The sequence below is a fragment of the Meridianimarinicoccus zhengii genome (genome assembly GCF_003254465.1).
GTDB lineage: Bacteria > Pseudomonadota > Alphaproteobacteria > Rhodobacterales > Rhodobacteraceae > Meridianimarinicoccus > Meridianimarinicoccus zhengii.
Genome location: NZ_QDFI01000037.1, coordinates 18,751 through 41,369 on the forward strand (window position 1 = coordinate 18,751; position 22,619 = coordinate 41,369).

Genomic DNA, 22,619 nt, shown 5'->3' on the forward strand with positions numbered 1-22,619 from the left:
GCCCCTGTTTGTGGCCGCGCGGCGCGGGGGTGTCAACAAAATGCCGCGGTGCGGCGGATCACTCGGCGGCGCGCGGCGGGGCCTTCTTCGCGGCAGCTTTCTTCGGCGCGGCTTTCTTCGCTGCCGACTTGCTTGCCGTCTTTTTCGGCGCGGCCTTCTTGGCGGCGGGCTTCTTCTTGCCGGATTTCGCGGCTTTCGCGTTCAGCAACTCGATGGCGTGTTCCGCCGTCAGGTCGTCGGGTTCCACCGTGTCGGGCAGGGTCGCGTTGACCTTGCCCCATTTCACGTAGGGCCCGTAGCGGCCCTTCATCACCGACATCGCGCCGCCATCGGGGTGCTCGCCCAGTTCCTTGAGCGGCGCGGCGGTCTTGGGCTTGCCGCGACCCGGTTTCGACGCCAGCACCTCTACCGCGCGGTTCATGCCGATGGTGAACACGTCCTCCACATCGTCGAGATTGGCGTTAGTGCCGCCCTTGTGGGAAATCGTCTCGGCGTGTTTCAGATAGGGTCCATAGCGCCCGATATTGGCCCAGATGGTCACGCCGTCCTCGGGGTGCGGGCCGATCTCGCGCGGGAGCGCCAGCAGCTTCACGGCCTTTTCCAGATCCACCTCCTCGGGCGGCCAGCCCTTGGGGATCGACTGGCGCGGCGGTTTGGGCTGATCCTCCGTCGCTTCGCCGCGCTGGACGTAAGGACCAAACCGGCCCTTGAAGGCATATATCTTGTCGCTCGCATCCTCGCCCAGCAGCTTGCCCTCGGGCGGAATGCCGCTTGCGTCCTCCATGCCCGGGGGGCCAAAGGGGCGGGTGTAGCGACATTCAGGGTAGTTCGAGCAGCCGATGAACGCCCCGCCCGACCGGGCCGTGCGCATGGACAGCCGCCCCGCGCTGCAATTCGGGCAGAGGCGCGGGTCGGTGCCGTCGGCGGTGGGCGGGAAGAGATGCGGTTCGAGCACCTCGTTGATCTTTTCCAGCACCTCGGTGATGCGCAGATCGGCGGTTTCCGCGATGGCCGCGGAGAAATCGCGCCAGAACTGGTCCAGCACCTCCTTGTAGTCGCGCTCCCCCGCCGAGACGTCGTCAAGCTGCGACTCGAGATCGGCGGTGAAGTCGTAGCCGACATACTTTCGAAAATAGTTGACCAGGAACGCGGTCACGAGCCGCCCCTTGTCCTCGGGGATCAGTCGGTTGCCGTCGCGCGCGACATAGCCGCGATCCTGGATCGTGGTCACGATGGAGGCATAGGTGGAGGGCCGACCGATCCCCAGTTCTTCCATGCGCTTCACGAGCGACGCCTCGGTATAGCGCGGCGGGGGCTGGGTGAAATGCTGCTGGCCCAGCACCGCGCCATCCGGCGACAGGATCGCGCTGGCCGTGGCCTTGTCGTGATCCGGCTTCAGCGCGCCGCCCGACAGCGTGACGGTGTCGCCTTCGGACAGTTGCGGCAGGCGGGCGTCATCCTCGTCGCCCGCGTCGTCACGCCCTTCCTCGTAGACCTTCAGGAAGCCGTCGAACTGGATCACCTGGCCGGTGGCACGCAGCACCACCTGGCCGTCAGGGCTGTTGATGTCCACGGTCGTGCGCTCCAGTCGCGCGGCCGCCATCTGGCTCGCGATGGTGCGCTTCCAGATCATGTCGTAGAGCCGCCGCTGGTCGCTGTCGGCGATGCGCAGCGTGCCCGCGTCGCGCCCCATGTCCGTGGGGCGGATGCATTCGTGGGCTTCCTGCGCGTTCTTCGCCTTGTTCTTGTACATGCGGGGCGAATTGGGCAGGTAGCTGTCGCCGTAGCGGTCCTTGATCGCGTCGCGGGCGGACATCACGGCCTCGGGCGCCATGTCAATCCCGTCGGTCCGCATGTAGGTGATGAGCCCGGCCTCATAGAGCCGCTGTGCGGCACTCATGGTCTGCCGCGCGCCGAAGCCGAACTTGCGGCTGGCCTCCTGCTGCAGCGTCGAGGTCATGAAGGGCGGTGCGGGGTTGCGGGTGCCCGGCTTGGCCTCCACGCGCGCCACGGTCAGCTTGCGCGATGCGACCGCGTGGACGGCCATTTCCGTCGCCTCGGCGGTTGCGAGGCTGAACTTGTCGAGCTTCTTGCCGCCGAACTCCGTCAGGCGCGCCACGAAGCCATGTCCGCGCGGCGTGTCGAGGGCCGCACGTACCGACCAGTATTCGCGCGGCACGAAGGCTTCGATCTCCATCTCGCGCTCGACGATGATGCGCAGGCACACGGATTGCACGCGGCCCGCGGATTTCGCACCCGGCAGCTTGCGCCACAGCACGGGCGACAGGTTGAAGCCGACGAGGTAATCCAACGCGCGGCGGGCAAGATAGGCATGGACCAGTTCCATGTCGACCTGCCGGGGGTTCTTCATCGCATCGGTCACTGCGGCCTTGGTGATGGCATTGAAGACGACGCGGCTGACCTCGGTCGACTTCTTGATCGCCTTGCGCTTGGTCAGCGCCTCCTGAAGGTGCCAGCTGATCGCCTCCCCCTCGCGGTCGGGGTCGGTCGCGAGGATCAGCGTGTCGTCATGGGCGAGCGCGTCGGCGATGGCCTTGACGTGCTTGCGGCTGTCCGCGCCGATTTCCCAGAGCATCTCGAAGCCGTGGTCGGGGTCGACGGACCCGTCCTTGGGGGGCAGGTCGCGCACATGCCCGTAGGAGGCCAGAACGGTGAAGTTGTCGCCCAGGTACTTGTTGATGGTCTTCGCTTTCGCGGGCGACTCGACGACGACGACGGGCATTCAGGGCTCCAGCACGGCAACTTGGGTGGCGGGTGGCCCTCAGATGTGACCGCATGGCGGGGGATGTCAATGACGCCCATCCGCCGCGCCCCGTGCGGCGGCGCCGTCAGGTCCGGGATACCATGCCCCCGGCGTGACGCTGAATCCGCCCGTCGAGTTCCAGTTCCATCAGCATGGGCGCGACCTGCGTGGCAGGCAGGGCAAGGTCGCGAATCAACTGGTCCTCGGGCAGGGGTGTCGGGCCGAGCCGGGCCATGATCGCGGCGGCATGGTCCCGAAGCGGGTCGGGCCGATCCGTCCGGGAAGGGGTCTTACGTCCTGGCGCGTTGTCGCCCGAAACCTCGGGACGGCTGTCGCCGCGGGCCTGCTGCGGCACGGCAACCGGACCCGAAGCGCGCGCGGATGCCGGCCCCAGCGCCTCGATCACGTCATCGGCACTGCGGATCAGCGTGGCGCCGTCGCGCAAGAGCAGGTTGCAGCCGCTCGCCCGTGCATCGAACGGGTGGCCGGGCACGGCCATGACTTCGCGCCCCTGTTCGGCGGCGAGCCGCGCGGTGATCAGGCTGCCCGACCGCGCCGCCGCCTCGACCACGACCAGCCCGGCGGCAAGCCCCGACACGATCCGGTTGCGGCGCGGGAAATGCCGCGCCTGCGGGTTCAGGCCCATGGGCTGTTCCGACACCACGGCACCCTGCTGGGCGATCCGCGTCAGAAGTGTCGCGTTTTCCGAAGGGTAGGCAACATCGACGCCGCCCGCCAGCACCGCGACCGTGCCGGTCCCGAGCGTCGCCCCGTGCACTGCCGCGTCGATCCCGCGTGCGAGGCCGGAGACAGTCACGAATCCCGCGGCGCCAAGGTCCTGCGCCAGTTTCCGGGCCATCCGTTCGCCCAGGCTGGACGCGTTGCGCGCGCCGACGATGGCGACGGCTGCCCGGGCGAGGTGTTGCGGGTCGCCGCGCACCCACAGAACGGGGGGCGGGTCGGGGATATCGGCAAGCCGCGGCGGGTAGGCCGCGTCGCCGAAACATAACAGCCGCGCGCCCGCCTTGCGTCCGGCACGCATCTCGGCGGCGATGTCTTCGGCACTGGCCGCACTGTACTGGGACACGCCCGCCCGCGCCGCGAGCCCCGGCAGCACATCAAGCACCGCCGCGGCGCTGCCGTGTTCGCCCATGAGGCGAAAGAATGTCTGGGGGCCGACGCCCCTTGACCGCAAGAGGCGGAGCCACGCTGACCTGTCCTCGTCCGTCTTGGGTGGGATGAGGGGTGTGGTCGTGGAGGAGAACAGGGTTTGCGTCATCGCAGCTCCGCCCTTGGGGTGATCCCAGTGCTGCGCCCTACCGATTAACGCAAAGTAAAGAGGGGAAAATTCACGACGATTTTCCCGAAAATTCCCTCGTGTTCTCCCCCGATCCGGCGAGATGCGCGCCCTATCCCGAACCGCCGACGGTGAGTCGCCCGATCCGCAGGGTGGGCTGGCCGACCCCGACGGGCACCCATTGCCCCGCCTTGCCGCAATTGCCGATTCCCGGATCGAGCGCGGTGTCGCTGCCTATGGCCTGGATGTGCTGCATCGCGGTGGGACCGTCGCCGATCAGCGTGGCGCCCTTGACCGGTGCGCCGACCTGTCCGTTCTTCACGCGGTACGCCTCGGTGCATGAAAACACGAACTTGCCGTTGGTGATGTCCACCTGCCCGCCGCCGAAACCCACGGCATAGATGCCATCGTCGAGCCCCGCCAGGATGTCCGCCGGATCGGCCTTGCCCGACAGCATGTAGGTGTTGGTCATGCGTGGCATGGGCGGATGCGCGAAGCTCTGCCGCCGCCCGTTTCCAGTGGGCGCCACGCCCATCAGCCGCGCGTTCTGCCGGTCCTGCATGTAGCCGACAAGGATGCCGTCATCGATCAACGTGGTGGCATTGCTCGCGGTGCCCTCGTCGTCGATGCTGATCGACCCGCGCCGGTCGGGGATCGTGCCGTTGTCCAGCACCGTCACGCCGGGGGAGGCCACGCGCTGTCCCATCAGACCGGCAAAGGCGGAACTTCCCTTGCGGTTGAAATCGCCCTCCAACCCGTGCCCCACGGCCTCGTGCAGCAGGATGCCCGGCCAGCCGGGGCCGAGCACCACGTCCATCACGCCTGCGGGCGCGGCCTCGGCCTCCAGGTTGACCGCTGCGATCCGCAGCGCCTCGCGCACCGCGCCCTGCCAGTGGCCTGGATCGGTCAGCAGCGACAGCGCCTGCCGCCCGCCGCCGCCCGAACTGCCGGTCTCGCGCCGCCCGTTCTGTTCAAGGATCACCGACACGTTGAGCCGCGTCATGGGGCGCGTGTCGCGCAGGATCGTGCCGCAGGGCCGCAGGATCACGACCTCCTGCCGGCTCGCCGCCAGCGTCGCCGACACCTGCACGACGCGGGCATCGAGATCGCGGGCGAAGGCATCGATATCGCGCAGCGTGGCGAGCTTGGCGGCGAAGGGCGCCTCGATCACCGGGTCCACGTCGCTGTAGAGCCGCCGGTTGGTGCCCGACGGTGCCTCGGCCATCGTCCCGCCACCGGCGCCCACGGCCAGACGCGCGGTATCCGCGGCGCGCAACAGCGCGGCTTCCGTGATCTCGGTGGAATGGGCGTAGCCGGTGGTATCGCCGCGCACGGCGCGTAGCCCGAACCCTTCGGCGGCATCGAAACTGGCCGTGCGCAGCCGCCCGTCGTCGAAGCCGAGAACCTCGGACCTTCGGCGTTCCAGGAACAGCTCCCCGTCGTCCGCGCCGTCGGTCGCGGCGCGCAGCCGCGCGGCTGCGACATCCGGGTCGATCCGGTCCGCGAAAGGGTCAAACCTTTCAGACTCCATGAGTTTCCTCGCTTCCTGTCGTTGATCCAGATCAATCGGTCCGGAATGTCGCAGCCCGTGGTTCTTGTTTGGCTGCCTCAGATATGATTTTTGCGATCCAAATCGCAACGCACCCCGTGCGGACTTGCAGGCTATCGTGCGTGCGGACCCGGGGAAGTTCAACAGGAAGACATCATGCACAAGACGCGCACGACACTTGCCCCCGCCTTCGCTGCCATGGCCGCCCTGATGACCGGAACGGCGGCGCTGGCGCAGGACGTGCTTGGCGAACTGCCCACGATCGGCAAGCCGACGCCGGGCGCGATGGGCTTCCAGCCCGCGGCGACGGAACTGGCGCGCGACCTGCAATGGCTCGACGGTTTCATCAACGTCATCATCGTCGCCATCGTGATCCTCGTGACCGCGCTGCTGGCATGGTGCATCCTGCGATTCAACGAAAAGCGCAACCCGACGCCCGGAACCTTCACGCACAATTCGCCGCTCGAAGTGGCATGGACGATCGTGCCGATCCTGATCCTCGTGTTCATCGGCGCATTCTCGCTGCCGATCCTGTTCAAGCAGCAGGAGATCCCCGAGGCGGACATCACCATCAAGACCACCGGCTACCAGTGGTACTGGGGTTACGAATATGTGGACGAGGGCTTCTATTTCGACGCCTTCATGCTGGAACGCGACGAGCTCGAAGAAGCGGGCTACGCCCCCGACGAATACCTTCTGGCGACGACCGAGGCGATGGTGGTGCCCGTGGGCAAGACCATCGTGGTCCAGGTCACCGGCGCCGACGTGATCCATTCCTGGACCGTGCCCGCCTTTGGCGTGAAACAGGACGCGGTGCCGGGGCGGCTTGCCGAACTGTGGTTCGAGGCCGAGCAGGAAGGTGTCTATTTCGGCCAGTGTTCGGAACTGTGCGGGCAGGCCCATGCCTACATGCCGATCACGGTGAAGGTCGTGAGCGAAGAAAAGTACGCCGCCTGGCTTGAAGAAATGCGCGAGAACTACGCCGGCACGCCCGCCGGTTACGACATCGCCGCACGCTGACCGACCTTGCCAAGACCGGCCCTGCGCGCGTGGGGTCGGCCGGAGACGTGAATGACCGATCTGACCAGCACGCTCGACCAGACCCGCAGCGGTGACGCGGGTTTCGGCGATTACGTGACGCTGCTCAAGCCGCGTGTCATGACGCTCGTGGTGTTCACCGCCTTTGCCGGTCTCGTGGTGGCGCCCGGCGGCCTGCACCCGATGGAGGCGTTCGCGGCCATCCTGTTCATCGCCCTCGGCGGCGGCGCGTCGGGCGCGCTGAACATGTGGTGGGACGCCGATATCGACGCGAAGATGCGCCGCACCCGCGGCCGCCCGGTGCCCGCGGGCACTGTGCGCGCCGACGAAGCGCTTGCATTGGGGCTGGCGCTGTCCGGCATCTCGGTGGTGATGCTGGGGCTTGCGAGCAACTGGGCCGCGGCGGGGCTGCTGGCCTTCACGATCTTCTTCTATGTCGTGATCTACACCATGTGGCTGAAACGTTGGACGCCGCAGAACATCGTGATCGGCGGGGCCGCGGGGGCCTTTCCGCCGATGATCGGCTGGGCCGCCGTGACCGGGGGCATGTCGGTCGAAAGCGTGCTGATGTTCGCGCTGATCTTCCTGTGGACGCCACCGCATTTCTGGGCGCTCGCGCTGTTCATGAAATCGGACTACGCGGATGCGGGTGTCCCGATGCTGAACGTCACCCATGGGCGCCCCGCGACGCGGCGGCACATCCTTGCCTATACGGTCGTGCTGGCCATCCTCGCGGTGGGCACCGGCTTCACGGTGATCGGCGGGCCCGTCTATCTTGCGACTGCCATCGCGCTGAACCTGATGTTCCTGAAGGGCGCCGTGGCGATCTGGCGCCGGGACGACGCGGCGGCGGAGGCTGACAATTACGCCGTTGAAAAGGCGTTCTTCCGCCTGTCGCTCTACTATCTTTTCGCGCATTTCGGGGCATTGATCGCCGATGCCGCGCTGGTGCGCCTAGGCTGGGGGGTGTTCTGATGGCATTCGGCAAGGATCACGATCTTCACCAGCGCCGCTTCGGACGCAATCTCGGGCTCGGGCTGGCGCTTGCCGCCTTCGTCGCGGTGATGTTCGGGCTGACCGTGGTCAAGATCGACCGGGGCGGGATCAACCAGGGCTTCGACCACGTGCTGCGGCCGGAAATGCTTCCGGCGGAGGGCGCGCAATGATCGCGTGGTTCCGGAATCTGCCGGGCACCCGGCGCACGGCGATCGGCACGGCCGGGGTCGTGCTGGTTATGGGCAGCCTCGGCTGGGCCTCCGTGCCGCTCTACGACCTGTTCTGCCGCGTGACCGGCTATGGCGGGACCACGTCGCAGGCGGAGCAGGGTTCGGACCGCGTGCTCGACCGCACGGTCACGGTCCGCTTCGACGCATCCACCGACCGCGACATGCCTTGGACCTTCAAGCCGGTCGAACGCACGATGACGGTCCGGTTGGGCGAAACGGGTCTTGCCTTCTACGAGGCGCATAATCCGACCGACCGGCCCATCGCGGGCACCGCAAGCTACAACGTGGCACCCTATGCGGCGGGGCTGTTCTTCACCAAGATTGACTGTTTCTGCTTCGAGATGCAGGTGCTCCAGCCCGGAGAGTCCGTGCTGATGCCGGTGACCTTCTTCGTCGATCCCGACATGGTGGACGACCGCGAGGCGAAGTATCTGCACACGATCACGCTGTCCTACACCTTCTACGAGACCGATATCCCGGCAGACCAGCAGGCGCAGCTTGCGCCGGATGCCGACCAAACCTCCGTGAACTGACGAGCGAGCGACCCAATGGCACACGAGAAGAACCACGATTACCACATCCTGCCACCGTCCCTCTGGCCGCTTCTGGGGTCCGTGGGGGCGTTCGTCATGCTGTTCGGTGCCGTGCTTTGGATGCATGGCAGCGGACCCTGGCTGTTTCTCGCCGGGTTCATCATGGTGCTTTACGTCATGTATGGCTGGTGGGCCGAGACCGTGACCGAGAACCAGGTCGGCGACCATACGCCGGTCGTGCAGATCGGCCTGCGCTACGGCTTCATCCTGTTCATCATGTCCGAGGTGATGTTCTTCGCGGCGTGGTTCTGGTCGTTCTTCAAGCACGCGCTCTACCCCATGGGACCGGACAGCCCGGCGGTGGACGGGCAGTGGCCGCCCGTGGGGATCGAAACGTTCGATCCATGGCACCTGCCGCTCATCAACACGCTGATCCTGCTGTGCTCGGGGGCTGCGGCGACATGGGCGCACCATGCGCTGGTCCATGAAAACAATCGCAAGGACATGAAATGGGGGCTGGTCGTCGCCATCGGGCTCGGCATCCTGTTCACGTTCTTCCAAGTCTACGAATACAGCCACGCGGCCTTTGGCTTCGCAGGCAACATCTATGGCGCGAATTTCTTCATGGCGACCGGGTTCCATGGCTTCCATGTCATCGTGGGCACGATCTTCCTTGCGATCTGTCTGCTGCGGCTTCAGGCAGGGCATTTCACCCCGGACAACCATATCGGGTTCGAAGCCGCGGCATGGTACTGGCACTTTGTGGACGTGGTGTGGCTGTTCCTCTTCGCGTCGATCTACATCTGGGGCGGTTGAACCTGTCCCAGACCATGGCTTAAAGCGGGGCGCGGGCCGATGGCCTGCGCCTTGCCGTTTCCGTACCCCATCCGGAGCCCCGATGCGCCACGCCCTGCCCATCCTGTTCGGCCTTCTCGGCACCGCGGTGCTGATCTGGCTGGGTGTCTGGCAGGTCCAGCGGCTGCACTGGAAAGAGGATGTGCTGGCACGGATGGAGGCCGAGTTGACCGCCGCCCCCGTCGCAGTGCCCGCCGACCCGGACCCCGCGCGCCACAAATGGCTTCCGGTGGAGGCGCGTGGGCGGATCGGCGACGAGGAAATCCTCGTGCAGTCCAGCCTGAAGGCCGTGGGGCCGGGATTTCGCGTGATCGCGCCCTTCGACACGGGGGGGCGCAGGATCTTGGTGGATCGCGGCTTCATCCGGCTGACCGACCGCGATCGGGATCGCCCGCCGGTCGATGCGACGCTCGTGGGAAACCTGCACTGGCCGGACGAGACCGACGGCTTCACACCCGATCCAGAGGGGCGCCTGTTCTTCGCCCGCGACGTGGCACTGATGGCCGCGGAGCTGGGGACCGAGCCTGTGCTGCTTGTCGTGCGCCGCACTGACGAGGCGCCGCTTGCCGTTACGCCGCTGCCGGTGACCACCGCCGGCATTCCCAACAACCACCTGCAATACGCCGTCACTTGGTTCCTCATGGCCGTGGTCTGGGCCGGGATGACCGCCTTCTTCGTGGCGCAGCGCCGCCGCAAACCCGAAAGCCCGCCTGCATGAAATACATCTCCACCCGTGGGCGCGCGCCCGTTCTGACCTTCGAGGATGCGATGCTGACCGGGCTTGCGCGGGACGGGGGGCTTTACGTGCCCGAAACCGTGCCGACGCTGAGCCATGGCGATATCGCGGCGCTCGCGGGGCAGCCCTATGAGGAGGTCGCGTTCCGCATCATGCGGCCCTTCATTGGCGACACGTTCACCGATGCCGAATTCGCCGACATCATCGCGCGGGCCTATGCGGGGTTCGGCCACGATGCCCGCGCGCCCATGGTGCAGACCGGGCCCAACCAGTTCCTGCTGGAACTGTTCCACGGGCCGACGCTCGCGTTCAAGGATTTCGCGATGCAGATGATCGGCCAGATGTTCGAGATGGCGCTGAAGCGCCGCGGCGACCGGGTCACGATCATCGGCGCGACCTCGGGCGATACCGGCTCCGCGGCGATCGAGGCGTTCCGGGGGCTCGATGCCGTGGACGTGTTCATCCTCTTTCCCCATGGCCGCGTGTCCGAGGTGCAGCGCCGCCAGATGACGACGCCGGTGGAACCCAACGTCCACGCGCTGGCGCTGGACGGCGATTTCGACGACTGCCAGGCGCGGGTGAAGGACGCGTTCAACCATTTCGATTTCCGCGACCGGGTGCGGCTGGCCGGGGTCAATTCGATCAACTGGGCGCGGGTGCTGGCGCAGGTCGTCTATTACTTCACCGCCGCCACGGCGCTGGGGGCTCCGCACCGCAAGGTCAGCTTCACCGTGCCCACGGGCAATTTCGGCGATATCTTCGCGGGCTACATCGCTCGGCGCATGGGGTTGACCATCGACCGGCTGGTGATCGCCACCAACCGCAACGACATCCTGCACCGCACGCTGGAAACAGGCGCCTATACCAAGTCCGGGGTGGAACCGACCATCAGCCCGTCCATGGACATCCAGGTCAGTTCCAACTTCGAACGCGTGCTGTTCGATGTCTACGACCGGGACGGGGCGGCGGTGGCCGACCAGATGAAGATGCTCGCGGAAACCGGCAGCTTCCCCATCAGCCAGGGTGCGCTCGCGCGGCTGCGCGAATTGTTCGACAGCGGCCGCGCGTCCGAGGACGAGACCCGCGCCACGATCACCAGCGCCTTTGCCCACACGGGCGAGGTGCTGTGCCCCCACACGGCGGTGGGCGTGAAGGTCGCGGCCGAACGCGCCGATCCGGCCGTGCCGATGGTGACCCTCGCCACGGCGCACCCGGCGAAATTCCCCGACGCGGTGGAGGCGGCCATGGGCACGCGCCCCGCGCTGCCCCCGCGCATGGCCGACCTGTTCGACCGGCCCGAGCGGGTCACCCGCGTCGCCAATGACCTCGCGGCCATTGAAGAGCTTATCCAGGAAAGGATCCCCGCATGAGCGTGGAGATTCATCGTCTCTCCAACGGGCTGCGCATAGTCACCGAACGCATGCCCGGCCTGAAATCCGCGGCCATCGGCCTGTGGGTCACCGCTGGGGGCCGCCACGAGCGGCTGGAACAGAACGGCATCGCCCATTTCCTCGAACACATGGCGTTCAAGGGCACCAAGCGGCGCAACGCGCTGGAGATCGCCGAGGCGATCGAGGACGTGGGCGGCTATATCAACGCCTATACCTCGCGCGAGATGACGGCCTATTACGCGCGGGTGCTCGAAGACGACGTGATGCTCGCGCTCGACGTGATTTCCGACATCATCCTGAATCCGGCCATGGACGAGGCCGAGATCGAGGTGGAGCGCGGCGTGATCCTGCAGGAGATCGGGCAGGCGCTCGATACGCCCGACGACATCGTGTTCGACTGGTTGCAGGAGGTCGCGTTCCCCGATCAGCCCATCGGGCGCACGATCCTGGGGGACGCCGCGCGGATCAAGGCATTCTCGCGCGCGGATCTGTTCGGTTTCGTCGGTGAACGCTACGGGCCGGACCAGATGATCCTGTCGGCGGCGGGGTCCGTGGACCATGACCAGATCGTGGCCGAGGCGGAGCGCATCTTCGGCCATCTGCGCCCCGCACCCTTCGCCGTGCCCGAACCCGCGCGCTTCGTCTGCGGCGAGCATCGCACCGACAAGGCGTTGGAACAGGCGCATATGGCCATCGCGCTCGAAGGGCCGAGCTACCGCGACAAGGACATCTATACCGCGCAGGTCTTCGCCACGGCACTGGGTGGGGGCATGTCGTCGCGGCTGTTCCAGGAGGTGCGTGAAAAGCGTGGGTTGTGCTACACGATCTTCGCGCAGGCCTCGGCCTATTCCGACACCGGCATGACGACGATCTACGCGGGCACGAGCGGCGAACAGGTGGCCGAACTGGCGCGCATCACCATCGAAGAACTGCGCAAGGCCACCGACACGCTGAGCGAGGCGGAACTGGCCCGTGCCCGCGCGCAGATGAAGGCCGGCTTGCTCATGGGGCTGGAAAGCCCGTCGAACCGGGCCGAACGTCTGGCGCGGCTCATGGCGATCTGGGACCGCGTGCCGCCCCTGCAGGAAACCGTGGACCTGATCGAGGGCGTCAGCGCCGCGCGCATCCGCGACTACAGCGGCGGGCTCGTGGCCCGCGCACCGGCGGCCATGGCGCTGTACGGGCCGGTCGGCGATGCCCCCATGCTGGAGGACCTGCGCGAGCGTCTGGCCGCATGATCCGCCTGTCCCGGACCCGCGTGCAGATCGCGTCGGAACGGCTGCGCCTGCGTCCGCCGGACCAGGCCGATTTCCTCGCATGGGTCGCACTGCGCCGCGACAGCGCCGCCTTCCTGCAACCGTGGGAGCCGACATGGGCCGCCGATCACCTGTCGCGCCGGGGGTTTTCCAACCGCGTGCTCTGGGCCCGGCGCAGCATCGACGGGGGCACGGCGCTGCCGCTGTTCCTGTTCCATGCCGAAACCGGCGACCTGCTGGGGGCCATCACGCTCGACAATATCCGGCGCGGCCCGGCCATGGCGGCGACGCTGGGCTACTGGATCGGGGCGCGCTATGCGCGGCAGGGATACATGACCGAAGCGATCCGCGCCGTGACCCACCACGCCTTCAGGGCGATGGACCTGTCCCGGCTGGAAGCGGCCTGCCTGCCGGAAAACGTGGCCTCGCGCGCGGTGCTGGAAAGCTCGGGCTTCAAGTACGAAGGCGTCGCGCAAAGCTATCTCCAGATCGATGGGCGGTGGCGCAATCATGTGCTTTACGCCAATCTGCGCAGCGACAGGCGGGGGCGCGCGCCCACGGGGTGAGTTTTGACATGACCCCGGCGCGGACCGTGCTAGCTTTTCGGCGTCATACCGGAGGATTCGCCATGCGTCTTCTTGCTCTCGCCCTGGCCGCGCTGGTGGCGCTGCCCGCCGCCGCCCAGGACCGCCGCCCGAGCCACTGCATTTCGCTGGTGCAGGACGTGCCGGGGGTTCGGATGATCCACAAGGCGTCATGGTCCGAACCGCTGCCAGATTACACCGTGCGCATCCGCTTCATCGGGCACGCCATGTTCCTGTTGCAGACCCCGGAGGGGCTGAGCGCCGTGACCGACTATTCCGGCTTCATCGGATCGGCCGACTTCGTGCCCACTGTCGCCACGATGAACCGCGCGCATTCCACCCACTGGACCCCGGACCCGGACCCGCGCATCCCCCATGTGCTGCCCGGCTGGGATTTCGAGGCGGGTGCTGCGGACCATTATCTCGAACTCGACGACATGGTGGTGCGCAACGTGCCCACGGATATCCGCAGCTATACCGGGGACGGTGGCGAAAACGGCAATTCGATCTTCGTGTTCGAAACCGCGGGCCTGTGCATCGGCCATGTCGGGCACCTGCACCACGAACCCACGCCGGAACAATATGCGGCGCTTGGGCGGCTCGACGTGGTGATGGTGCCTGTGGATGGCGGCTTCACCATGGACGTGGCCGCGATCATGCGGGTCGTGAAGCGGCTGCGGTCGTCCGTGGTGATCCCGATGCACTGGTTCGGCGACAGCACGCTGGAATATTTCCTGACCGGCATGGAAGGCGAGTTTGCGGTGGACCGCACGGGCGGGTCCGAGATCGAACTTTCCCTGCGCACGCTGCCGGACCGGCCCACGGTGAAGCTGCTCCGCCCGTCCTACCTGCGCGCCGATGAGTGACACGGATACCGATACCCGCGTGCTGGACGACCTGCGCGCGGCGCTGCCGCCGGCGGCCTTCCGGCCATCGGCACCCGCATACCTGGAAGAACCGCGGGGCAAGATGCGAGGGCGCGCGCTGGCCGTGATCGCCCCCGCCAGTCCCGAGGAGGTGGCTACCGTGCTGCGCATCGCGGGGGCCGCGGGGCAGGGGGTGGTGCCCTATGGCGGCGGCACTGGGCTTGTCGGCGGGCAGGTGATGCCCGATGGCGCGCCCCCGATCCTGCTGTCACTGGAACGCATGGCGCAGGTGCGGGCGGTTTATCCGGACGAGGGCGTGATGATCGCCGAGGCGGGCGCGATCCTGGCCGATCTTCACAAGGCCGCGGCGGATCATGACCTGCTGTTCCCACTGGCGCTCGCGTCCGACGGATCATGCCGGATCGGCGGGAACCTTGCGACCAATGCGGGCGGGGTGAACGTGCTGCGCTACGGCAATGCGCGGGACCTGTGCCTGGGGCTGGAGGCGGTGCTGCCCGACGGGAAAATCTGGAACGGAATCAAGCGGTTGCGCAAGGACAACACGGGTTATGACCTGCGCAACCTCCTGATCGGGTCCGAGGGAACATTGGGCGTCATCACGGCGGCCAGCCTGCGGCTGTTCCCGCGACCCCGGTCGGAGGCGGCGGCATTTGTCGTGGTGGACAGCCCGGCAGCGGCGCTGCGGCTGCTGGCACTGGCGCGGGCGGAGCTGGGCGAAGGGATCACCGCGTTCGAGCTGATCGCGCGGCAAGGACTTGATTTCCTGCGCGAAACCCTTCCGGATCAGCGCCAGCCTTTCGCCGCGCCGCCCGACTGGTCCGTGCTGATCGACGTGGGACTGCATGGTGACCGGGACGCGGCGGCGGCGCTGGAACGGGTGTTTGAGGCCGGGATGGAGGCCGGGCTGGTGCGCGACGGGGTGCTGTCCCAAAGTGAAGAACAGCGCGCAACATTCTGGCAAACAAGGGAAAAGATACCCGAGGCGAACCGGCTGATCGGGTCGGTGTCGTCCCATGACGTATCGCTGCCGCTGGGCGCGCTGCCCGCGTTCATCGAAAGGGGCCGGGAGGTCGTGGCGCGGCTGGGACCGTTCCGGATCAACTGTTTCGGGCATCTGGGCGACGGCAACCTGCATTACAACGTCTTCCCGCCCAAGGGCGAAAGCCGCGACGCATACCGCCACATGCAGGGCAACGTGCAGCGCGCGATACACGATCTGGTACACGAGATGGGCGGATCGGTCAGCGCCGAACACGGCATCGGGCGGCTGAAGGTGGCGGACCTGGAACGCTACGGCGACCCGGCGAAGCTGGCGGCGATGCGGGCGATCAAGGCCGCGCTCGACCCGAAGGGCATCATGAATCCCGGTGCCGTGCTGCGCGCCTGAACGCGCCAAGTGCCCGTAATCCCGTGTAGGATTCTTGTAGAAGTCCCGTGGTAGTCGAGGGCACAGGCCCGCCATCGCGGCGCCACGCCGAACTGTGCCGCAACGCACGGGGGAATCCCTCACCTATCCGGTAAGTTGAGAATCGGTTAATATTGACGCAACGTCACTATAAATTCCGAAAACTCAAGGGGACTGCCATGAAGATCTTTCTGCTTCTCGCCGCCTTTGCGCTCACCGGCCTGCCAGCCGCCGCGCAATCCACGTCCTCAGATTGCCCGGACGGCTACAAGTCCTGCGGCAATGCCTGCTGCCCGCGCTGATCGGAGGGCGTCATGTTCAAGAGAATCGCAATCATGCTCGGGGTTCTGGCCACGCTCGTGGCCGGGGCCTTCGGGTTCAGCAAGGTCGCGGCGGTCACGCTCGACGATGTGGCGTCCCATTTCGACCTGGGGCGCGCGCAGGCGACGGTCGGCGTGGCGGGCGGCGACATCTATGCCATCGCACCCGACGGACTGTCGGAGACCCGGCTCTGTTCGCTGGAGTTGCAGGACGAGTTCGTGGACCGGGTGCAGGTCCGGGCGCAGTTTTCGAACGTGATCGGCACGACGCTGCCGTTCCTGACCGACTGGATCCAGCCGGGGCTGCCCGGCGACATGCTGAACGATGACGAGTTCGCCGGCGCACGGCTTCGGTTCGAGGGCGAGTTCACCGAGTTGCAGGCCGAGGCCCCGCGCGACATCGCCCCGGACTGCGAGCGCCGGATGGCGGAATACGCCAATGCCCGGCACCGGATCTGCATGGTGCGGTCGTCGCTGGTGCCGAGCGACAACAAGGCCTTCAGCGCCTATCGCTTCGACAGTGTCCAGATTTTCCTGCCGGACAGGCTCTTTGCGCTTTATGACATGGAAAAGAGCGATGCGGCACGGGCGGTGCAGACGCTCGACTGCCCGGCCAGTTCGGCCCAGCCCTGGGACGTGGCGGTGCGCAAGTCGCTGCGCATCATCAACATGGAATCGGTGCGCAACGATAACGCGCCGGTCGAAGACGGCATCGGCGCCAAGGCGGAAGCGAGTTGACCGCCTTTGCGCGGCGCGGGCGGTGCGCCCGCCCCGCCGCCGTCACAACCCGTCGAAATCGCACAGGGCGTGGACTTTCATGCCCAGTGCCTCCAGCTTCGCCCGTCCGCCAAGGGCGGGCAGGTTGACCACGAAGGCGCAGCCGACGATGTCGCCGCCCAGCCGTTCCACCAGCCTGATCCCGGCTTCGGCGGTCCCGCCCGTGGCCAAGAGGTCATCGACGATCAGGACCGATGCACCGGGGGCGATGGCGTCGTCATGCACCTCCACCGTGGCCTGCCCGTATTCGAGCGTGTAGTCCTCGGCGATGGTGGCGGCGGGCAGCTTGCCCTTCTTGCGCACGGGCACGAAGCCCGCGGACAGTTGGTGCGCGACGGCGCCGCCAAGGATGAAGCCCCGCGCCTCCAGCCCCACGACGGTGTCGATGCGCTGCCCGGCATAGGGTGCGAGCAACTGGTCCACCGCCATGCGGAACCCGCGCGGATCAGCGAAAAGCGTGGTGACATCGCGGAACAGGATTCCGGCATGCGGAAAATCGGGAATGGTGCGGATATAGTCGCGGACGGTTTTCTGGGTCATCAAGCGGTTCCTTGCAGCACGCGGCCCGCGACCGCCGAGAGCCGGTCCACCAGCGCGGGATCGCGCTTGTCCGGGGCGGTCAGGATCGCGTGGTCGAGCGCGCGGTCGCAGCCATGTGGGCAGGGCGCGCGGTCGGTGCCCAGAAGGCCGGGCAGGCGTGCGACCAGCGACCGGGCATTGCCTGCATTGGCGGTCAGCGTGGCGATGATGTCGGTGATGTCCACCGCGCCGTGATCCGGGTGCCAGCTGTCATAATCGGTGATCATGGCGACGGAGGCGTAGCACAACTCGGCCTCGCGCGCGAGTTTCGCCTCGGGCATGTTGGTCATGCCGATCACGTCGCAGCCCCACACGTCGCGGTAGAGCCGGGATTCCGCCATGGAACTGAACTGCGGGCCTTCCATCGCAAGGTATGTGCCGCCGTCATGGACGGTGATGCCCGCGTCGCGCGCCGCCGCAAGGCAGGCCGCGCCAAGCCGGGGGCAGGTCGGGTGCGCCACGGACACATGGGCGACGCAGCCGGTGCCGAAGAACGATTTCTCGCGCGCGAAGGTGCGGTCGATGAACTGGTCCACCACGACGAAATGGCCCGGCGCCATGTCCTCGCGGAACGACCCGCAGGCGGAGACCGAGATCACGTCGGTCACGCCGAGCCGTTTCAGCGCGTCGATATTGGCGCGGTAGGGCACGGTGGTGGGGCTGTGGACATGACCGCGCCCGTGACGGGGCAGGAAGGCCATGGGCACGCCATCGAGCCTGCCGGTCAGGATGTGGTCCGACGGCGTCCCGAAGGCACTGGCGACGCTGACCCATTCGGCGCTGTCCAGCCCGTCGATGTCGTAGACGCCCGATCCGCCGATCACGCCGATATAGGTTTCCATGCCGTGTCCCCGTTCCCTGTGTCATGGCCGATTTGCACCGAGACTAGGGGCAATCGCGCACGGGGAAAAGCGCGGTCAGAGACCTGCGAATGCACGAATATGCGGCATCGCCGTGGCTGCGGCCACGCCGAGTGCGGCCCCGAAGGCGAGCCGCGCGGGCCAGCGGGAAAATCGCGGCGCCGCAAGCCCCACGAGACCACACAGCGCGGCGTAGAAGGCGATCGGGAACGTGTCCATGGCCGCCACGGTAGCACCGGGGCGGCAGGGCGGGAAGCGTGGATGCGGTGGCGCCCCGACCGGGATCAGCCGGGGCGGGGCATGGAGAAGACCTGGGTCACGGTGGCGTAGTCCATGTAGCCCAGCCGCGAGAGGGGCTGGTAGGCCGTCACGTCGAAGCGCCCGTCGCGGATGCAGTCGTCGCGCAGGTGGATGCCGGTCACCTCGCCGAAGACGGCGAAATTGGCGGCACCCGGCAGCTTGAGCACTTGGGTCAGGCGGCATTCGAGTGACGCGGGGGCATCGGCCACGCGCGGGCAGTCGATGGTCTGGCACGCGGCTTTCGCGATCCCGGCGGCGGAGAATTCGTCCACATCCCGCGGGTGCGCGGCGGAGGACGCGTTCATCACGTCGCGCGCGGCATGTTCCACGATATTCACGCAGAACACCCCCGTTTCGCGGATATTGCCGAGACTGTCCTTGGTGTCGCCCCGGTCGGGCTTGGCCGAGGTGGTGGCGAACATTACCTGCGGCGGGACATAGGCGACCGCGTTGAAGAATGAATATGGCGCGAGATTGTCGGACCCGTCCGCGCCGCGCGTGGCGATCCAGCCGATGGGGCGGGGGCTGACGATGGCGGAGAACGGGTTGTGGGGCAGGCCGTGGCCCGCCTCGGGGGTGTAGAACATGCGCGTTGGCTCCGGCTGGTTGTCTGCCGGTTCTGCCCGGCGCGGCGCGGGATTGCAACGCGCACCGGATTGACTTGGGTGCCGGGGGCGCGCTTGTCTGGGCGCAAGCGAGGAGGAGGCTGGACATGGCGGGGATCTACGAATTCGGGCTCGACCGCTGCGCGGCCAATTTCGAGCCGCTCACGCCGCTGACGGCCCTGCGCAAGACCGCCGCCGTCTATCCCGACCGGCTGGCGGTAGTCTATCATGCGGTGCGACGCACATGGGCGGAAACCTATGCGCGCTGCTTCGCGCTGGCGGGCGGGCTTGCGGCGCAGGGGATCGGGCGGGGCGACACCGTGGCGGTCGTCGCCGCCAACATCCCCGAGATGTTCGAGGCGCATTTCGGCGTGCCCATGTGCGGGGCGGTGCTGAACACGATCAACACCCGGCTCGATGCCGAAACGGTGGCCTTCATCCTCAACCACGGAGAGGCGAAGGCGGTGCTGGTGGACCCGGAATTCGCGGATATGGTGGACCGCGCGGTGAAGATCGCGGGCCGCGACATGCTCGTGGTCGATATCCTCGACCCCAGTTTCGACGGCGGGCGGCGGGTCGGGCGAATGAGCTATGACGATCTGCTGGCCAGCGCCGCGCCCGATTACCGGTGGGTGATGCCGGATGACGAATGGGATGCGATCTCGCTCAACTACACGTCCGGCACGACGGGCAATCCCAAGGGCGTTGTTTATCACCACCGCGGCGCGCATCTGAACGCCCTGTCGAACATCACCACGTGGGAGATGCCACGCCATCCCGTCTATCTCTGGACCCTGCCGATGTTCCACTGCAACGGCTGGTGCTTTCCCTGGACCATCGCGGCCCATGCGGGGGTGAACGTGTGTCTGCGCGCGGTGCGCGAGGAGCCGGTGTTCAACCTGATCTTCAAGGAGAAGGTCACGCATTTCTGCGGCGCGCCGGTGGTGATGAACCTGCTGGCGAACGCGTCAGATCATCTCAAGACGCGGATCGACCACAAGCTGCGCGCGATGACCGCTGGGGCCGCCCCGCCCGCGAGCGTGATCGCCGCCGTGGAGTCGATGGGGATCGAGATCACCCATGTCTACGGCCTGACAGAGACTTATGGCCCGTCGGTGATCTGCATGCCGCAGGCGGCCTGGGCGGGCCTCGCCCCCGACGCGCTGGCGCGGCTGAAGGCGCGGCAGGGCGTGGCCAATGCCGCGCTCGACGACCTTATGGTCGCCGATCCAGAGACGCTGGAGCCGGTGCCGGAGGATGGTGCGACGCTGGGCGAGGTCTTCATGCGCGGGAATTGCGTGATGAAGGGGTATCTCAAGAACCCGTCCGCGACCGAGAAGGCTTTCCGCGGCGGCTGGTTCGCCAGCGGCGACCTGGCGGTGAAGCATCCGGACGGGTATCTGGAGATCAAGGACCGGTCCAAGGACATCATCATCTCGGGCGGCGAGAACATCAGCTCGATCGAGATCGAGGACGTGCTCTATCGCCATCCCGATATTCTGGAGGCCGCGGTGGTGGCCCGCCCCGACGACCGCTGGGGGGAGACGCCCTGCGCCTTTGTCACGCTCAAGCCGCACCGGCACCTGACCGAGGATCAGGTGATCGCGTTCTGCCGGGACAACATGGCCCATTTCAAGGCGCCGCGCCATGTCGTGTTCTGTGCGCTGCCCAAGACATCGACCGGCAAGGTGCAGAAGTTCGAACTGCGCGCGCGGGCGCAGGCGTTCTGACGGGGCGGTACGGGGCTGGAGCGGCACCCTTGGCGCGGGAAGCTCTGCCCCGGCCTGCTTGCCGGGAGGCGGGCATCGTGCTCGGCCATCCCCGCGTGGGGCTTGCCGACGCGTCCTGCTGCCTTCCGGCCGATGCCCGATCGGGCTGGTCGCGCGTCAGCCCGGACGACGGAAGCGCCAGCGCGTGATCTGCCGGATCGCCGTGCCCGCGGGCACGCGCACGGATGGAAAGGCGGGCCGGTTGGGCGCATCGGGCCAGCCCTGCGGTTCGATCGCAAGCCCGCAGAACGGCCCTATGATCCGACCGGCATGGTCGGCGACCCCGTCGGCGTCGAACCGGCCCGCATCGTAGATCTGCACGCCGGTTTCGGAACTGGAGATCTCCATCGCCAGCCCGGACGCGCCGGTCAGCGTCAGCACGTGCACGGGCGTCCGCCGCGCGGGGGCGAGGCAGAAATTGTGATCGAGCCGCGGTTCGGTTCCCGGACCGATGGGGCGGGGGCTGCGGAAATCGAACGGCGTCCCCCCCACCGGCGCGATCTCGCCGGTGACCATGGCGCGGTCATCGGTGGGCAGGTAATCCTCGGCGGCGATCCACAGCCGGTGCCCGGCCAGGTCCGGCCCGCCATCGAGGTTCCAGTAGCCGTGATGGGCAAGGTTCAGCCAAGTGTCCGCGTCGGTGGCCGCGGTGACGGTCAGTTCCAGCGTATCCGGCCCGATCAGCGCGTAATCCGCCGCGAGCGTGCGGTTGCCGGGAAAGCCCCCCATGCCGTCGGGCAGATCGAGGGTCAGGCACACGCGGTCGGGCTGGACGGTGTCGATGTCCCAGTCCTGCGCGTGGGTGCCGGTCGCGCCGCCATGGAGCGTATGGGTGCCGTGGTCGTTGCGGTCGAACGCATGGGTGCGGTCGCCGATCCGGGCCTGTCCCTGCGCGATGCGGTTGGCGACCGGGCCGACCACGGCGCCGAAATAGGAAAGCGGCCCCGCATAGGCCGCCATGTCGGGGCTGCCCACGGTCAGGCCATGGCCCAGCCCCGCGAGGCACAGATCGTTGAGGATCGCGCCGCGGGTCAGGATCGCCGCGGCTATGGTACCGTTCGACAGGGTCACGCGCCGGATCGGCGCGCCGCCGGTCGTGCCGGGGAGGGCATCGAGCCCGGGTGCGGGGAGGTCGTGCGAAGACATGTTCATGGGCGCATCCAATCCCCTCGTGCCGCCCGGCGCAAGCGCCGAAATGGTGCCGTGCAGGCGCGCGGGTCCGCGCGGTCCCACGCTGCGGATCGGGTCCGGGGGCGTGGCGGGCGCGCCGCGTGCGGTCATGGCGCGCTGCGGCGGGTGGCGGCGACGGGGGCCATGTGCCGGTCGCCGGGCCGCGCCCTGCAGCCGGGCGGATGTCGTTCAGGCGTCGATCGATGCCAGTGCGATCTGCGTCCAGACCGCGCAATCGTCGATCAGCGTCCATTCGCGGCGCACACCGCTTGGGCCGAATTCGGCCTGCGTCATGCCCAGCACATGCAGAAAGCACCCCGTGGGCGGCCCGAAACGCCCCGGTCCGTCATGGCGGCCATAGAGCGACCAGCGCACGGCAGCCTGCGGGGCCTCGCCCGGCCGCGCTGTACCGTGGCGGTGTTCGACGCGGAAGGCGGCACCCGGCAGGGCCGCGCGCAGACCCGCCCAGAACATGCGCGCGGGCGCGCTGCCCAGACCCGTGACGGCGCCGGGCAGGGTGTGGTCGCAGGCCGGGTCGCTGCCCCGGTCGAGCGCGGCCAGGTCGCCATCCATGATCCGGCGCAACCGGTCGGCCAGCCTGTCCCCCCACTCGTTCGGCCCGCCGCCGGGGCTGCGCGCGACATAGGGTCCATCCGGGTCCGTGTCTGGCGTCAGCGGCGGCGGCAGGCGATCCGCGGCGCCTGCCGCGCGCAGCCGA

22 protein-coding genes and 1 pseudogene are annotated in these 22,619 nt (G+C 67.6%); 14 read left to right on the plus strand and 9 right to left on the minus strand.

Annotated features, from left to right (window positions below; genetic code table 11):
* Positions 1-58 precede the first annotated feature (58 nt).
* The 3 genes from topA to DDE13_RS12855 form a co-directional block, all read right to left on the minus strand.
* Positions 59-2,743, minus strand: a complete 2,685-nt coding sequence (gene topA, locus DDE13_RS12845; protein ID WP_111404692.1) for a type I DNA topoisomerase — start codon at positions 2,741-2,743, stop codon at positions 59-61.
* 106 nt (positions 2,744-2,849) lie between these two features.
* Positions 2,850-4,043 (minus strand): DNA-processing protein DprA, encoded by a 1,194-nt coding sequence (gene dprA, locus DDE13_RS12850; protein ID WP_111404693.1) that lies wholly within the window; start codon positions 4,041-4,043, stop codon positions 2,850-2,852.
* Between the two features lie 130 nt (positions 4,044-4,173).
* Positions 4,174-5,592 (minus strand): TldD/PmbA family protein, encoded by a 1,419-nt coding sequence (locus DDE13_RS12855; protein ID WP_111404694.1) that lies wholly within the window; start codon positions 5,590-5,592, stop codon positions 4,174-4,176.
* Positions 5,593-5,808: 216 nt separating this feature from the next.
* On the opposite strand from DDE13_RS12855, the gene coxB reads away from it, so the two are divergent.
* From coxB to DDE13_RS12915, 13 genes are all read left to right on the plus strand, one after another.
* Positions 5,809-6,630, plus strand: a complete 822-nt coding sequence (gene coxB, locus DDE13_RS12860) for a cytochrome c oxidase subunit II (RefSeq protein ID WP_111404712.1) — start codon at positions 5,809-5,811, stop codon at positions 6,628-6,630.
* Positions 6,631-6,681: 51 nt separating this feature from the next.
* Positions 6,682-7,623 carry a heme o synthase gene (gene cyoE, locus DDE13_RS12865; protein ID WP_111404695.1) on the plus strand — a complete coding sequence of 314 codons (942 nt, stop codon included), beginning with the start codon at positions 6,682-6,684 and terminating at the stop codon, positions 7,621-7,623.
* The gene (locus DDE13_RS12870) at positions 7,623-7,814 is read left to right on the plus strand and encodes a hypothetical protein (RefSeq protein WP_111404696.1); all 192 of its coding nucleotides are present in this window, start codon (positions 7,623-7,625) and stop codon (positions 7,812-7,814) included. Before cyoE ends, DDE13_RS12870 begins: the two co-directional genes overlap by 1 nt.
* Entirely contained in the window at positions 7,811-8,407 is a 597-nt protein-coding gene (locus DDE13_RS12875; RefSeq protein ID WP_111404697.1) for a cytochrome c oxidase assembly protein, read from the plus strand. The genes DDE13_RS12870 and DDE13_RS12875 overlap by 4 nt, the downstream gene beginning before the upstream one ends.
* Before the next feature lie 15 nt (positions 8,408-8,422).
* Entirely contained in the window at positions 8,423-9,223 is an 801-nt protein-coding gene (locus DDE13_RS12880; RefSeq protein ID WP_111404698.1) for a cytochrome c oxidase subunit 3, read from the plus strand.
* 82 nt (positions 9,224-9,305) lie between these two features.
* Entirely contained in the window at positions 9,306-9,980 is a 675-nt protein-coding gene (locus DDE13_RS12885; RefSeq protein ID WP_111404699.1) for an SURF1 family protein, read from the plus strand.
* The gene (gene thrC / locus DDE13_RS12890) at positions 9,977-11,368 is read left to right on the plus strand and encodes a threonine synthase (RefSeq protein ID WP_111404700.1); all 1,392 of its coding nucleotides are present in this window, start codon (positions 9,977-9,979) and stop codon (positions 11,366-11,368) included. Before DDE13_RS12885 ends, thrC begins: the two co-directional genes overlap by 4 nt.
* On the plus strand, positions 11,365-12,627 hold the full coding sequence (locus tag DDE13_RS12895) for a M16 family metallopeptidase (RefSeq protein ID WP_111404701.1): 1,263 nt from the start codon (positions 11,365-11,367) through the stop codon (positions 12,625-12,627). Before thrC ends, DDE13_RS12895 begins: the two co-directional genes overlap by 4 nt.
* A complete protein-coding gene (locus DDE13_RS12900; RefSeq protein ID WP_111404702.1) occupies positions 12,624-13,211 on the plus strand; it encodes a GNAT family N-acetyltransferase in 588 nt (195 codons plus the stop codon). Before DDE13_RS12895 ends, DDE13_RS12900 begins: the two co-directional genes overlap by 4 nt.
* A 62-nt stretch (positions 13,212-13,273) precedes the next feature.
* Positions 13,274-14,095, plus strand: a complete 822-nt coding sequence (locus tag DDE13_RS12905) for an MBL fold metallo-hydrolase (protein WP_111404703.1) — start codon at positions 13,274-13,276, stop codon at positions 14,093-14,095.
* A complete protein-coding gene (locus tag DDE13_RS12910; RefSeq protein ID WP_111404704.1) occupies positions 14,088-15,503 on the plus strand; it encodes an FAD-binding oxidoreductase in 1,416 nt (471 codons plus the stop codon). The genes DDE13_RS12905 and DDE13_RS12910 overlap by 8 nt, the downstream gene beginning before the upstream one ends.
* A 197-nt stretch (positions 15,504-15,700) precedes the next feature.
* Positions 15,701-15,823 carry a hypothetical protein gene (locus tag DDE13_RS23585; protein ID WP_268951245.1) on the plus strand — a complete coding sequence of 41 codons (123 nt, stop codon included), beginning with the start codon at positions 15,701-15,703 and terminating at the stop codon, positions 15,821-15,823.
* 12 nt (positions 15,824-15,835) lie between these two features.
* Positions 15,836-16,579, plus strand: a complete 744-nt coding sequence (locus DDE13_RS12915) for a hypothetical protein (RefSeq protein WP_111404705.1) — start codon at positions 15,836-15,838, stop codon at positions 16,577-16,579.
* 42 nt (positions 16,580-16,621) lie between these two features.
* On the opposite strand, the gene DDE13_RS12920 is transcribed toward DDE13_RS12915, so the two are convergent.
* From DDE13_RS12920 to DDE13_RS12930, 4 genes are all read right to left on the minus strand, one after another.
* Positions 16,622-17,158, minus strand: a complete 537-nt coding sequence (locus DDE13_RS12920) for an adenine phosphoribosyltransferase (RefSeq protein WP_111404706.1) — start codon at positions 17,156-17,158, stop codon at positions 16,622-16,624.
* Positions 17,158-18,039 carry an S-methyl-5'-thioadenosine phosphorylase gene (locus tag DDE13_RS12925; protein WP_111404707.1) on the minus strand — a complete coding sequence of 294 codons (882 nt, stop codon included), beginning with the start codon at positions 18,037-18,039 and terminating at the stop codon, positions 17,158-17,160. Before DDE13_RS12925 ends, DDE13_RS12920 begins: the two co-directional genes overlap by 1 nt.
* A gap of 75 nt (positions 18,040-18,114) precedes the next feature.
* Positions 18,115-18,276, minus strand: coding sequence for a hypothetical protein (locus DDE13_RS23220; protein ID WP_222626094.1), 162 nt, complete (start codon positions 18,274-18,276; stop codon positions 18,115-18,117).
* 65 nt (positions 18,277-18,341) lie between these two features.
* Positions 18,342-18,944, minus strand: coding sequence for a flavin reductase family protein (locus DDE13_RS12930; protein ID WP_111404708.1), 603 nt, complete (start codon positions 18,942-18,944; stop codon positions 18,342-18,344).
* A 125-nt stretch (positions 18,945-19,069) separates the two neighbouring features.
* Between DDE13_RS12930 and DDE13_RS12935 the strand changes: the two genes are divergently transcribed.
* Entirely contained in the window at positions 19,070-20,692 is a 1,623-nt protein-coding gene (locus tag DDE13_RS12935) for an acyl-CoA synthetase (protein WP_111404709.1), read from the plus strand.
* 156 nt (positions 20,693-20,848) lie between these two features.
* Here DDE13_RS12935 and DDE13_RS12940 read toward each other — a convergent pair whose 3' ends face one another.
* Positions 20,849-21,883 (minus strand): aldose epimerase family protein, encoded by a 1,035-nt coding sequence (locus DDE13_RS12940; RefSeq protein WP_235868688.1) that lies wholly within the window; start codon positions 21,881-21,883, stop codon positions 20,849-20,851.
* Positions 21,884-22,090: 207 nt separating this feature from the next.
* Positions 22,091-22,619 (minus strand): annotated as a pseudogene (locus DDE13_RS12945) (ester cyclase); the annotation flags it as partial.

Coding starts and splice junctions, on each gene's coding strand:
- topA (WP_111404692.1), bottom strand. CDS start 2,743: ATGCCCGTCGTCGTCGTCGAGTCGCCCGCGAAAGCGAAGACCATCAAC.
- dprA (WP_111404693.1), bottom strand. CDS start 4,043: ATGACGCAAACCCTGTTCTCCTCCACGACCACACCCCTCATCCCACCC.
- DDE13_RS12855 (WP_111404694.1), bottom strand. CDS start 5,592: ATGGAGTCTGAAAGGTTTGACCCTTTCGCGGACCGGATCGACCCGGAT.
- coxB (WP_111404712.1), top strand. CDS start 5,809: ATGGCCGCCCTGATGACCGGAACGGCGGCGCTGGCGCAGGACGTGCTT.
- cyoE (WP_111404695.1), top strand. CDS start 6,682: ATGACCGATCTGACCAGCACGCTCGACCAGACCCGCAGCGGTGACGCG.
- DDE13_RS12870 (WP_111404696.1), top strand. CDS start 7,623: ATGGCATTCGGCAAGGATCACGATCTTCACCAGCGCCGCTTCGGACGC.
- DDE13_RS12875 (WP_111404697.1), top strand. CDS start 7,811: ATGATCGCGTGGTTCCGGAATCTGCCGGGCACCCGGCGCACGGCGATC.
- DDE13_RS12880 (WP_111404698.1), top strand. CDS start 8,423: ATGGCACACGAGAAGAACCACGATTACCACATCCTGCCACCGTCCCTC.
- DDE13_RS12885 (WP_111404699.1), top strand. CDS start 9,306: ATGCGCCACGCCCTGCCCATCCTGTTCGGCCTTCTCGGCACCGCGGTG.
- thrC (WP_111404700.1), top strand. CDS start 9,977: ATGAAATACATCTCCACCCGTGGGCGCGCGCCCGTTCTGACCTTCGAG.
- DDE13_RS12895 (WP_111404701.1), top strand. CDS start 11,365: ATGAGCGTGGAGATTCATCGTCTCTCCAACGGGCTGCGCATAGTCACC.
- DDE13_RS12900 (WP_111404702.1), top strand. CDS start 12,624: ATGATCCGCCTGTCCCGGACCCGCGTGCAGATCGCGTCGGAACGGCTG.
- DDE13_RS12905 (WP_111404703.1), top strand. CDS start 13,274: ATGCGTCTTCTTGCTCTCGCCCTGGCCGCGCTGGTGGCGCTGCCCGCC.
- DDE13_RS12910 (WP_111404704.1), top strand. CDS start 14,088: ATGAGTGACACGGATACCGATACCCGCGTGCTGGACGACCTGCGCGCG.
- DDE13_RS23585 (WP_268951245.1), top strand. CDS start 15,701: ATGAAGATCTTTCTGCTTCTCGCCGCCTTTGCGCTCACCGGCCTGCCA.
- DDE13_RS12915 (WP_111404705.1), top strand. CDS start 15,836: ATGTTCAAGAGAATCGCAATCATGCTCGGGGTTCTGGCCACGCTCGTG.
- DDE13_RS12920 (WP_111404706.1), bottom strand. CDS start 17,158: ATGACCCAGAAAACCGTCCGCGACTATATCCGCACCATTCCCGATTTT.
- DDE13_RS12925 (WP_111404707.1), bottom strand. CDS start 18,039: ATGGAAACCTATATCGGCGTGATCGGCGGATCGGGCGTCTACGACATC.
- DDE13_RS23220 (WP_222626094.1), bottom strand. CDS start 18,276: ATGGACACGTTCCCGATCGCCTTCTACGCCGCGCTGTGTGGTCTCGTG.
- DDE13_RS12930 (WP_111404708.1), bottom strand. CDS start 18,944: ATGTTCTACACCCCCGAGGCGGGCCACGGCCTGCCCCACAACCCGTTC.
- DDE13_RS12935 (WP_111404709.1), top strand. CDS start 19,070: ATGGCGGGGATCTACGAATTCGGGCTCGACCGCTGCGCGGCCAATTTC.
- DDE13_RS12940 (WP_235868688.1), bottom strand. CDS start 21,883: ATGAACATGTCTTCGCACGACCTCCCCGCACCCGGGCTCGATGCCCTC.